This is a genomic window from Yersinia artesiana (assembly GCF_902726545.1).
GTDB classification, from domain to species: Bacteria; Pseudomonadota; Gammaproteobacteria; order Enterobacterales; family Enterobacteriaceae; genus Yersinia; species Yersinia artesiana.
The window spans coordinates 37,399-48,999 of the sequence record NZ_CACVAD010000034.1 but is presented as its reverse complement, the minus strand read 5'-3'; the positions used below and the strand labels follow the sequence as shown (position 1 = coordinate 48,999).

Genomic DNA, 11,601 nt, shown 5'->3' with positions numbered 1-11,601 from the left:
CAAAAATCTTAAAATGACGAATATCGAATAAATATACTTTCGTTTTTTATTTTACCCCTTTACTCTTAGGCCCAGAAAAGTTCGTGGCGTAATAATAATGACCTCGCGATGCTCCGCAAATACGCATAAACATATAAGCTGATATACACATGTAGATATAAATACATGCAGGTGTGAATACAGTTAAAAAGACCAGGATAAATAACGTGGCTATTACAAGGAAAAATCTTTTCGGCAAACTGGATGCCACTCTTTTCAAAGGTATTGAAAGTGCCACGACGATTTGTAAATTGCGTGGCAACCCTTATGTCGAGTTGATTCATTGGGTGAACCAACTTTGGCATCAAGAAGATAACGATCTTAAACATATTGTTCGCTATTTTGCTGTCGACGTAGATGCTTTTGAACGTGGCCTGGCTCAAGCACTTGCCCGTTTGCCCGTCGGTGCGACCAGTATTTCAGATTTTTCATACCATATAGAATTAGCCATCGAACGGGCATGGGTCTACGCCAGCCTGGAGTGTTTAGATACCCGTATTCGCAGCGGACATTTATTGTTGGCAATGCTAACCAATATGGAATTGCGCCGGGCACTGTTGGCTATTGCTCCAGAAATGGAAAAAATTCCACTGGAACATTTGAGCAGCGATTTTAACTTTATTACACAGGCATCACCGGAAAGTAATGAAGCAGCCACCGATGGTAGCCCAATGTATGACGGCGCATTACCGGGCGAAGCCAGCCATGCCATTAACGGTAAAAGTACCGCGACACTGGCGCAGTACACCACGGATCTGACGGCATTAGCTCGTGAAGGCAAGATAGACCCGGTACTGGGGCGCAACCATGAAATCAGTACGATGGTGGATATTTTACTGCGCCGTCGACAAAACAACCCGTTGCTCACTGGTGAAGCTGGCGTAGGTAAAACAGCCGTAGTTGAAGGTTTGGCGCTGGCTATTGCAGCGGGTGAAATGCCACCTGCACTGAGTCAGGTGAGCCTGTTAACCCTCGATGTGGTGGCGCTTTCGGCGGGTGCCAGTATGAAAGGTGAGTTTGAAGCGCGTCTGAAGAATGTTTTAGATGAAGCCATGGCTTCACCAACGCCAGTCATCCTGTTTATTGATGAAGTACACACTCTGGTCGGCGCAGGGGGGAATGCAGGAACTGGTGATGCGGCTAACTTACTCAAACCAGCACTGGCGCGGGGTCAGTTGCGCACCATTGGTGCGACAACCTGGAGCGAATTTAAACGCCATATTGAAAAAGATCCGGCGCTAACTCGTCGTTTTCAGGTGCTTCAGGTCGATGAACCTGATGAAGAGACGGCCATTTCGATGCTGCGTGGATTGACTCCAGCGTTAGAAAAGCACCACGGGGTATGGATCATGGATGAAGCCTTGCAAGCTGCGGTGCGGTTATCGCATCGTTATATTCCTGCGCGCCAGTTGCCGGATAAAGCGATCAGCCTGCTTGACACCGCTTGTGCACGGGTTGCCGTCGCACAATTCTCACAACCGGCAGAATTGCAGAAATTGACTTTCCAGAGTGAAACCGCGCAAACCGAGTTGTCATCGCTGGAAAAAGCCCGATATTTCGGCAAAGGGCAGGACGAGCGCGCAGCACTGTTAGAAGCCACGATTACTCAGCACTCGGAAGCGGCAAACAAACTTGAACAACGTTGGCAGGCAGAGCGTGAATTGGTCGCTGCCATTACGGCTACGCGAACGGCGCTGTATGAACTGGTGTCGCAACCCACGCCTGATGAAGAAGAACGCCAGCAGTATCAGCAGCAACTGGCGCAACTGGAAGAGCAACTATTGCTTATTCGCAGTGCACAGCCATTGGTACAAGCTGAGGTCAATGCAACAGTAATCGCCAACATAGTTGCGGATTGGACCGGGATTCAAGTCGGGCAGATGCTCAAAGACGATATTCGTGCTGTGATGGAGCTGCCGCAACGTCTCGAAGAGCGAGTGATTGGTCAGCCGCATGCGTTAGTCCAGTTGAGCGAAAATATTATGACTGCGCGAGCGGGGATGGCAGACCCAAGAAAACCGCTGGGTGTCTTTATGTTGGTTGGCCCTTCCGGTGTGGGTAAAACAGAAACGGCATTGGCCATTGCGGAAAGTATGTATGGTGGTGAGCAAAACCTTATCACCATTAATATGAGTGAATACCAGGAGTCGCACACGGTTTCCTCATTAAAAGGCTCGCCTCCGGGCTACGTGGGGTATGGTGAAGGTGGTGTATTAACCGAAGCGGTACGGCGTAAACCTTATAGTGTCGTGCTATTAGATGAAATTGAAAAAGCACATTCAGATGTCCATGAACTGTTCTTCCAGGTATTTGATAAAGGCCAGATGGAAGATGGCGAAGGGCGGTTTATTGATTTTAAAAACACTATTTTGCTGTTAACCAGCAATGTGGGTAGCGAATTATTAAGTAACTTATTCGCTGATCCAGATACTGCTCCCGATCAAGATGGAATATTAGGTGCGCTGCAACCTGAATTGTTGAAAGTATTCCCTGCTGCATTTTTGGGACGCGTCACAGTGATCCCTTATTTGCCGCTACAACAGAGCGCATTGCAGCATATTGTTCGCTTACATTTAGATCGTATCGGCCAGCGTTTGCAGTCTCAGCATCAATTGACATTGCAATACAGTGATGTGGTCGTTGACGATGTAGTTAGCCGCTGCTCAGTAGCAGAAACCGGCGCCCGTATGCTTATTCGTTATATTGAACAGAATATTACACCTGAAATTGGCAAATTTATTTTACGTGACCACGACGCAATACCTAATCAGATTGTGTTCGTCGATAAAGTTGAAAATAAGTTTACGACTTCTGTGCAGAATGAAAAAGATAAATAACAAAAGACATCAAGTTTAATGTTGTCTGTTGGATAGTTTATCTCAAAAAGGAATTTGCTGTTTCTTGTCAAAATGAAAGGCAAAAAAGAATAGGGCGTATCTGCTTATGCGGATGTTAACTATGTATGTGCTTTATTTAAAAAATAATTTAATTGGAAAGTAAACTAAAGGATGAAAGTTATGCGTAAAGTAAATCTAGCGGTATGTGCACTGGCACTGTCTGTAGCTTCAGCAACTGCTTTTGCCGCGACTGACGGTACTGTGACCTTCAACGGTAAACTGATCAACGAAACTTGTGAAGTGACACCTGCGAGTAAAGATGTGCAAGTCACCTTGCCAACGCTTTCTACTCAGAACCTGAAGACCGCCGGTCAAGAAGCAGGCTCTACCAGCTTCGTTATTGATGTCATTAACTGCCCGACCGAAATTACTAAAGTTGCTGCTCACTTTGAAGCTATCAACAGCACCGGCGCAAACCCAGTTACTGGTAACCTGACCAACAACTCCAGCACTGCAACTCCAGCGGGCAAGGTTGAAGTTCGTCTGTATGACATTGCTGACAACGCTCAAATCCGTGTAGGTGATACCGGTTCTAAGTTTGATGTCATCCCAGGTACTGGCGCAGATCCTAAAGGTACCGTGAGCCTGTCATACGCCGGTGGTTACTACGCAACTGCGGCAACGACCCCAGGTGACGTGACTGCTCAGGTTCAATACGTACTGGCTTATAACTAAGTCCTGCATTGAACGATAGGTTTGTGATCGCGGTTGATTAGCGCCACATACCAGCAAGTGATAACAGCTTGCTGTACAGGCAGATAAGAGCACTGGCAGTAAGCTGTTATAAAGACAAGTTTGCTCATTCAAAGCATTATTATTTGGTAGCGTGATGTTCTATAAAACAATTATTTTAGTATCGTCATTGATAGCCAGCAGTATCCCGGCATATGCGTCTATGACGATTAGTGGCACTCGTGTGATATTTCCGGCAGCGCAAAAGGAAGTCAGCGTGCGTACTAACAATAAAGGCACGCAGCCAGCTTTAGTTCAAGTTTGGGTCGACGATGGAAAGAGTAATGCCAATATTAATAATGTCGCTATTCCTTTTATGGTCACACCACCCGTATTTCGTGTTGAGGCGGGAAAAGGGCAAAGTGTACGGATGATTTATAACGGCATGGCATTACCCCAGGATAAAGAATCCGTATTCTGGTTTAACATGCTGGAAATACCTAGTGTACAAAAAGACAGCAGCGATAAGAATAAACTTGAACTGGCTTTTCGTACCCGAATTAAGATTTTCTACCGCCCAACCGCGTTAGACAGCAGTAGTTCTGAACAAAGAGAAAAACTGCAATGGGAATTAGCGAGCGACAGCCAAAAAGGTCAGGGTGTGAAAGTCACAAACCCAACGCCTTATTATTTCTCCTTTGATAATGCCGTGGTAACGGCCAATGGGAAGAAAGTCGACCTAAATTCGGAAATGTTAGCGCCTTTATCAACCTTGACCTTTTATCCAAAAAATAAAATATCAGGGATCTCAGCGCTGAATTACAAAGTGTTAAATGATTATGGCGCACCCGTCGAAGAGAACGTGTTATTTACCCAAGGGAAAGGGGTGTTAGTTAAAAAGCAATGATAATTAAGTGGTCGCAGGGATATTAGTTTAGGACAGGATTAATCCTAGGCTTTCACCAAAAGGACGGTATTAAAGGGAGTTTCTGATCGTGAACCATTTATGTATAACGCGCAGCATAGAAAATAAAATTAATAGATTGGTTAATTTGCCCTGTAAAGCATCCTTGGGTTTCACGATTACCGTTATAAGTTCGGCTTTTTTAATAAATAAAAATGTGACAGCAGCATTACTAACGAACACAAACACAAATACGAATGCTGAAGCCACAGAAGTTGAGTTTAATCCGGCGTTTATTCGTGGTTCATCTGTTGATGTTTCACGGTATGTAAAAGAAAACCCCGTTGCGCCAGGCCGTTATGATGTCATGGTTATCGTTAACGGCAAGCTGAGCGGTAAACATAATATTCGCTTTGAGTTATATAACGGCGAGTCAACGGCTGAACCCTGTTTCACATTGGATCAGCTTGATGCTCTGGGGTTGAGAATTGAATTTAATGGCACGACTAAATTATCAGAAGGTGTCAAGGCGGCTGCAAAAGATCAATGCTACAGGTTAAGTGATTTAATTAAAGATAGTAGCACCCGTTATAATTCCGGTGACTTTGAACTTTCAATCACGGTGCCGCAGTTTAATTTAGTGCAGCATCCTCGCGGATATATTAACGCGAGTTTATGGGACTCCGGGAAGCCGGTCGGTTTCCTGGATTATAACAGCAATATTTATAGCGTTTTTAACGGACAGAATGATAACAATGCATCATCCAATTCTTACTATGGAAATATTGGCTTAATTACCGGTGTGAATATTGGAGAGTGGCGCTTACGAAAACGCTTGAATACCAGTTGGACGAATAGTGACGGTGCGCATACCCAAAACCTGTACGGTTATGCGGCAACGGATATTACTTCGTTGAAAAGTCAATTAACTGTGGGTGACAGCGATACCAACGGGAATTTATTCGACAGCTACGGGCTGCGCGGTGTGCAGTTGGCGTCAGATAACCGCATGTTAGCTGAAGGGGTACGAAACTACTCTCCTGTCGTGCGCGGGGTGGCAGAAACCAACGCCCGGGTGACGGTGACGCAGCGCGGTCAGACGGTGTATGAAACGGTGGTAACGCCGGGTGCTTTTGAATTGGCTGATATCGGTACTATGGCGTACGGCGGTGATTTGCAGATGACCGTCACGGAGTCTGATGGCCGAACCCGTACGCAAAGGATCCCATTTTCAGCGCCGCCGATGCTGCTTTATCGCGGGGTATCGCAGTTCAATATCGCAGCCGGGCAGCTTAATGACAGCATGGTAAGTGCCAATCCGACCATCGTACAGGGGGCCTATCACTATGGTTTAGGCAACACCTATACGCTATATAGCGGGGCGCAACTGGCAGAGAATTACAGTTCGGTGGGGATTGGGAATGCATTCAATACGCCAATCGGGGGCATCTCTATGGATGTCACCCACGCGAGAAGTGAATTGGAAGACGATCAACGCTCATCGGGTAACAGTTACAAAATTGACTATACCAAATACGTTGGAGAAACCGATACCAACCTGACCTTAGCGGCGTATCGATATTCTTCTCGTGGATTTTACACTTTCAGAGAAGCCAGCCTGGTTCACTATGGCGCTAAAAGTGAGAACGATTATTTTGATTTCAGAACGCGCAACCGTTTGTCGCTCAGTGTTTCCCAGCGTGTAGCTGACAATATGTCGCTTAACCTGAACAGCAGTTTTTATAGCTACTGGGGACAGCAGGACACATCAAAGCAGTATGCCGTCACATTTAACCATTCGTTACGCTACTTCTCTTATGCGGTAACGGCACTGCGCACCATGAATAGCAATGACAGTAATGACAGTGGTACTGGCTACAGCCGAGAGAATGAAAATAGTTACATGCTGGCCGTCAGTATCCCTCTTGGTCGCAGCGGGACAAATCGCCCCCTGTTTAGCTCGCTGTATTCCATGGTTAGTCATGATGATTCAGGGAACTCAATCATGCAGATGAATGCGAATGGCAGCAGGGGAGATCAGAGTGAGTTGACGTATGGTGTCGGGACATCGTATGCCAGCCGTAGTGAAAGCTCTGCAGCCAAAACGGTGACAGGTAATCTAAATTACCAGACCCCAGTTGGCCAATACGGTATGACGGCATCAGCCAATAATAATGCCTCGAAGCAACTTTCGGCTTCGGCAAACGGAAGTCTGGTGGCGCATCAGGGCGGCATCACTATCGGCCCACGACTTGGCGATGCTCCATTTGCCATCGTCCATGCTGATGGAGCGGAAGGGGCCAAGTTATTTAATGGTCGAGGGGCGAAAATTGATAGTCGTGGTTACGCCATCATGCCATCACTGACCCCGTATCGTGAAAACAGTATTGCGATTGATTATAACAACTTACCTGACTCGGTAGATGTACTTGAGAACCAGAAAACGGTGATACCGAGAACCGGGGCAATGATTCCGGTCAATATGAAGACCATCACCGGTGCAGCAATGATATTGATCGTCCGGGATGAAAATAAAGAATTTATTCCTATCGGTACGGAGTTATTGGATGCAGATGGGGTGAGTCAGGGAATTGTCGGACAGGGTGGAATGGCATTTGTTCGTGGTTGGGTTCCAGGACAACAACCACTGCATGCCACCCAGAATGGTGGCAAAGATAAATGCCAAATTCATTCAGGCACGGAAGCGAATGCGGTAGCGAAGACAGAAAGCACGCAAATAAAACAGTTGGAGGTGATATGTCTTCGTGGTTAAAAAGTAATGTTGTACTGAAACTTGTCTCGTTTGTGCTGTTACTGACCACCGTTTTTATCGTGCGCCAGCCTGCTCAAGCAGCCAGTTCATGTGCAGGAGCGACAGATTGTAAGGTTCAGGTTTCATTTATTGGCGAGTATCTGGAAGATACCTGTGAAGTCAGTATTAATGATGGTTCAGCTTCAGAGTCAGTTTTATTACCAACTTTGTCGACCAGCCTATTAAAAACAGATGGAGCAGAAGTCGGTAAACAGCAATTTCAAATTGCGCTGAAACTATGTCCGGTAAATAGGACAGTATCATTACGTTTTATTGGCGCAGGTGGCACGGTACCGGATGCAACAACCGGAAATTTACAAAATGAAGTGGCTGATGATTTTAGCCAAAATGCGCAAATAAGATTAAGTAAAGCTACAGGGCAACAAATGGTAGTTGGCGATGAAAATAGTGTTCAGGAATATGTTATTTCCAGTTCAGGTGAAGATGTCACCCACTATTTTTTAGCGGGTTATTATGCAAAAGGTACGAATACGGTAACCCCAGGGCAGGTTAGAACTACTGCCGGCATTGAATTGGTTTATAAATAGGGGAGCACGTTTAGTATTATTTTTTACATTTGATCTCTCCAATAGCGGTTCAGGAAGCTTATTTCCTGATGATTTTACAATACGTTTTGAATAAAAGGCATATATGGTTAGTAAAAGTAATTCCCAAAAATTTATCGCTCGAAATCGAGCGCCACGCGTACAAATTGAATACGATGTGGAAATATATGGTAGTGAGAAAAAGGTTGAATTGCCATTCGTTATGGGGGTGCTGGCTGATTTATCCGGTAAACCTCTGGAACCTTTACCTTCAGTAGCAGATAGAAAGCTACTGGATATCGACATCGATAATTTCGATGAGCGTATGAAAGCAATGAAACCACGTGTTGCATTTGCTGTGAAAAATACGCTGACGGGTGAAGGCCAGTTGATGGTGGATATTACTTTTGAGAGCCTGAATGACTTTTCTCCCGATGAAATTGCCAAGAAAGTCGATTCTCTGTCTCAATTGTTAGATGCCCGTACTCAATTGGCAAACTTGCAAACCTATATGGATGGCAAGGCAGGTGCAGAGGAATTAGTAATGAAACTTCTGAAAGACAAATCATTACTGGCAACACTGGCATCCGCACCGAAAACAAAGCAATCCGCTGCTGATGCTCCACAGTAAGATTGATTAAGAAGAGAAAAACCATGTCCACTTTAGAAGCAAAAAATAAACCAGTCGCTGCTGCTGCGACTGAATATAACGACTTTAATTCGTTATTGACCAAAGAATTCAAGGCTAAGTCTGAGCAGACCAAAGCGGCAGTAGAAGGTGCCGTTAAAACATTGGCTGAGCAGGCGCTGGCTAACTCGGTAACTGTATCTGACGATGCTTATAAGAGCATTGCCTCTATTATTGCGGAGATCGACAGTAAATTGTCTGAGCAGATCAATTTGATCTTGCATCATCAAGAGTTTCAGTCTCTGGAAAGTGCCTGGCGTGGCCTGCACTATTTAGTGAATAACACCGAGACTGATGAGAAGTTGAGATTGCGTTTTCTCGACATCTCTAAAGATGAATTACGCCGTAATATGAAGCGTTATAAAGGTGTGGCGTGGGATCAGAGCCCATTATTCAAAAAAGTTTATGAAGAAGAGTACGGCCAATTGGGCGGCGAACCTTATGGTTGCCTGGTGGCGGATTACTACTTTGACCATACTGCGCCTGACGTTGATCTGCTGGCTTCTATCGGTAAGGTTGCCGCTTCTGCACACGTACCTTTTATCACGGGTGCCGCGCCGTCAGTATTGCAGATGGAATCCTGGCAAGAGCTGTCAAATCCGCGTGATTTGACCAAGATCTTCACTCAGAATCTTGAGTATGCTGCCTGGAACTCACTGCGTCAGTCTGAAGATTCCCGCTATATTGGCCTGGCAATGCCGCGTTTCCTGGCGCGTCTGCCATACGGTATTCGCACTAATCCGGTAGATGCCTTCCACTTTGAAGAGACGACCGACGGTGCCGACCACGGCAAATATGTGTGGTCCAACGCGGCGTATGCTATGGCTGTTAACATCAACCGTTCATTTAAAGAATATGGCTGGTGTACCCTGATTCGCGGTGTGGAAAGCGGTGGTGTGGTGGAAGGCCTGCCATGTCATACCTTCCCAACTGATGATGGCGGCATTGATATGAAGTGCCCAACAGAAATCGCTATTTCTGACCGTCGTGAAGCGGAATTGGCTAAAAATGGCTTTATTCCACTGGTGCACAGAAAAAATACTGATTATGCGGCATTTATTGGCGCGCAATCATTGCAAAAACCTGCTGAATATTACGATTCAGATGCAACAGCTAACGCTAACTTATCGGCACGTTTGCCATACCTGTTCGCTTGTTCACGTTTTGCCCATTATCTGAAATGTATCGTGCGAGACAAGATCGGCTCATTCAAAGAGCGCGATGAGATGCAACGCTGGTTGAACGATTGGGTCATGAACTATGTAGACGGTGACCCGGCAAACTCTTCTATCGAGACGAAAGCACGTCGTCCGTTGGCCGCAGCTGAAGTTATTGTTGAAGATGTTGAAGGCAACCCAGGTTATTACCAGGCGAAATTCTTCCTGCGCCCACACTTCCAGTTGGAAGGTTTGACGGTATCACTGCGCATGGTTGCTAAATTACCTTCACTGAAAGATGTTGCGTAATTAAATAGATGACAACTGGGGCTGAGGAATAATATTTCTCTGTATCAGGTTAAAGAATATGGAAGTTACATCTATTTAATTATTATTTAGTGGAAAGTATGTGTTTTCGTGCAATGTATCGCGCGAGGCCTTACGTCATTCAAAGCATGATATTGAATGACGTTAAAAGAAGTGGTGTATAGGTAAAGTATTGTAATAGTCAATAATAAACTATTTGTAATGCTTATTTTCATAGGAAAGGGATGTGTTTTCGTAAGTTTATTACGTGGGCCTTCCTACGCTTGATGTTTTTCATCAGGTGAAATTAATAGAAGTGCGAGAGAGGATTATTATGTCGCAAGATATGTTTATTAAAATTGATGGTATCGAAGGTGAATCTTTAGATGCTAACCACAAAAACGAAATTCAGGTGCTGGCTTGGAAATGGGACGTTTCCCAGCACTCAAATATGCACAGTGGTTCAGGTGGCGGTTCAGGTAAAGCAACTGTTTCTGACTTCTGCTTCACGCATTATACCGATAAAGCAAGCCCGAACTTATTGAGCTATTGCTTGTTGGGTAAGCATATTAAGAATATCCAATTCGTTCTGCGTAAAGCGGGTGGCGATCCACTGGAATACCTGACTATTAAATTTACCGATGCAATCATCACTCGTGTTGATATGGCCGGTTCTCTTGAAGATGAAACCCGTCCGCGTGAAGAGATTCGTTTCTCATTCACCAAGATGACTCAAGACTACGTTATGCAGAATGCTGAAGGCCATAAATCTGGCGTTATTTCTGCTAACTACGATGTTAAAGCTAACCAGCAAAGCTAAGCAATGCTGTTTTAGACAAAACATTAAACTTGCCACTCTCGGGTGGCAAGTTTTCTCAGTGACGGAGCTTATCCGTAATCGATTTTTCACCCAGATATAGGTTTTATCCACAATAGATGTAACAGGCCTGATAGTAGCGTAGGTAATAGGAAAAGTGATGAGTCTGCCGGTCACTATATTATTGTGGATAAAACTTAATGTTTTTATTTGACTAGGTTAAGTATGAAAAAAGACATCCGTTGGTTTAATCGGATTACACAATACTTTTTCGTGGCATTGGTCACGCTGTTGGTCATGGCATGTAGCTCGAAGCCTCAACCCGAACCGGCTGATAAATTGGTGGTCGAGCTGACTACGGCAAAAAATATCAATCCAAATGACAAAGGTGTCGCTAATCCATTAAGGATCACCGTTTATACCCTGAAGAATACGGATGAATTTAAGTCGAGTGATTTCTTCACTATTACCGAAGAGGGCACACCATCTCTGAAAGAACAGATGGAGAAAGTGTCTGACGGGATCATGCTACCTAATGAGACAAAAACAATAGAACTGACGCTAAACAGTGGGGTCACTGCCATCGGCGTTGTTGCTGCTTACCGTGAAATTGAGCAAGCGGAGTGGAACGCGGTTGTTAGCCCGTTACCCAAGAAACGCGTGCAGCCCTGGTATAAAAAATGGTGGTCAGGGAAACAAAACGATCCGGTAGTCAAGGTGCGCGTTGAGCGTCTGTCAATATCAATCAAAGAAATGGACTAAGT

9 protein-coding genes are annotated in these 11,601 nt (G+C 45.1%); all 9 read left to right on the top strand.

The window, feature by feature from the left end; translation table 11 throughout:
* Window positions 1-206 precede the first annotated feature (206 nt).
* The 9 genes from tssH to tssJ all read left to right on the top strand — a co-directional run bounded on the left by tssH (window position 207) and on the right by tssJ (window position 11,599).
* Entirely contained in the window at window positions 207-2,876 is a 2,670-nt protein-coding gene (gene tssH / locus HU019_RS13000) for a type VI secretion system ATPase TssH (RefSeq protein ID WP_174847308.1), read from the top strand.
* Between the two features lie 171 nt (window positions 2,877-3,047).
* Entirely contained in the window at window positions 3,048-3,611 is a 564-nt protein-coding gene (locus HU019_RS12995; RefSeq protein ID WP_455570229.1) for a fimbrial protein, read from the top strand.
* A gap of 154 nt (window positions 3,612-3,765) precedes the next feature.
* A complete protein-coding gene (locus tag HU019_RS12990) occupies window positions 3,766-4,515 on the top strand; it encodes a fimbrial biogenesis chaperone (RefSeq protein ID WP_174847306.1) in 750 nt (249 codons plus the stop codon).
* A gap of 214 nt (window positions 4,516-4,729) precedes the next feature.
* A complete protein-coding gene (locus HU019_RS12985; protein WP_407083951.1) occupies window positions 4,730-7,285 on the top strand; it encodes a fimbria/pilus outer membrane usher protein in 2,556 nt (851 codons plus the stop codon).
* Window positions 7,270-7,872: a fimbrial protein gene (locus tag HU019_RS12980; protein ID WP_174847304.1), complete on the top strand. Its 603-nt coding sequence runs from the start codon at window positions 7,270-7,272 to the stop codon at window positions 7,870-7,872. Before HU019_RS12985 ends, HU019_RS12980 begins: the two co-directional genes overlap by 16 nt.
* 103 nt (window positions 7,873-7,975) lie before the next feature.
* Window positions 7,976-8,500, top strand: a complete 525-nt coding sequence (tssB, locus tag HU019_RS12975; RefSeq protein WP_005157572.1) for a type VI secretion system contractile sheath small subunit — start codon at window positions 7,976-7,978, stop codon at window positions 8,498-8,500.
* 23 nt (window positions 8,501-8,523) lie between these two features.
* Entirely contained in the window at window positions 8,524-10,023 is a 1,500-nt protein-coding gene (gene tssC / locus HU019_RS12970) for a type VI secretion system contractile sheath large subunit (protein WP_174847303.1), read from the top strand.
* Window positions 10,024-10,354: 331 nt separating this feature from the next.
* Window positions 10,355-10,840, top strand: a complete 486-nt coding sequence (locus HU019_RS12965) for an Hcp family type VI secretion system effector (RefSeq protein WP_174847302.1) — start codon at window positions 10,355-10,357, stop codon at window positions 10,838-10,840.
* A 222-nt stretch (window positions 10,841-11,062) separates the two neighbouring features.
* Window positions 11,063-11,599, top strand: a complete 537-nt coding sequence (tssJ, locus tag HU019_RS12960) for a type VI secretion system lipoprotein TssJ (RefSeq protein ID WP_174847301.1) — start codon at window positions 11,063-11,065, stop codon at window positions 11,597-11,599.
* Window positions 11,600-11,601 lie beyond the last annotated feature (2 nt).

What these genes read in the sequence shown, in the direction of transcription:
- HU019_RS12995 (WP_455570229.1), top strand. Translation starts at nt 3,048, where the DNA reads ATGAAAGTTATGCGTAAAGTAAATCTAGCGGTATGTGCACTGGCACTG.
- HU019_RS12990 (WP_174847306.1), top strand. Translation starts at nt 3,766, where the DNA reads ATGTTCTATAAAACAATTATTTTAGTATCGTCATTGATAGCCAGCAGT.
- HU019_RS12980 (WP_174847304.1), top strand. Translation starts at nt 7,270, where the DNA reads ATGTCTTCGTGGTTAAAAAGTAATGTTGTACTGAAACTTGTCTCGTTT.
- tssB (WP_005157572.1), top strand. Translation starts at nt 7,976, where the DNA reads ATGGTTAGTAAAAGTAATTCCCAAAAATTTATCGCTCGAAATCGAGCG.
- tssC (WP_174847303.1), top strand. Translation starts at nt 8,524, where the DNA reads ATGTCCACTTTAGAAGCAAAAAATAAACCAGTCGCTGCTGCTGCGACT.
- HU019_RS12965 (WP_174847302.1), top strand. Translation starts at nt 10,355, where the DNA reads ATGTCGCAAGATATGTTTATTAAAATTGATGGTATCGAAGGTGAATCT.
- tssJ (WP_174847301.1), top strand. Translation starts at nt 11,063, where the DNA reads ATGAAAAAAGACATCCGTTGGTTTAATCGGATTACACAATACTTTTTC.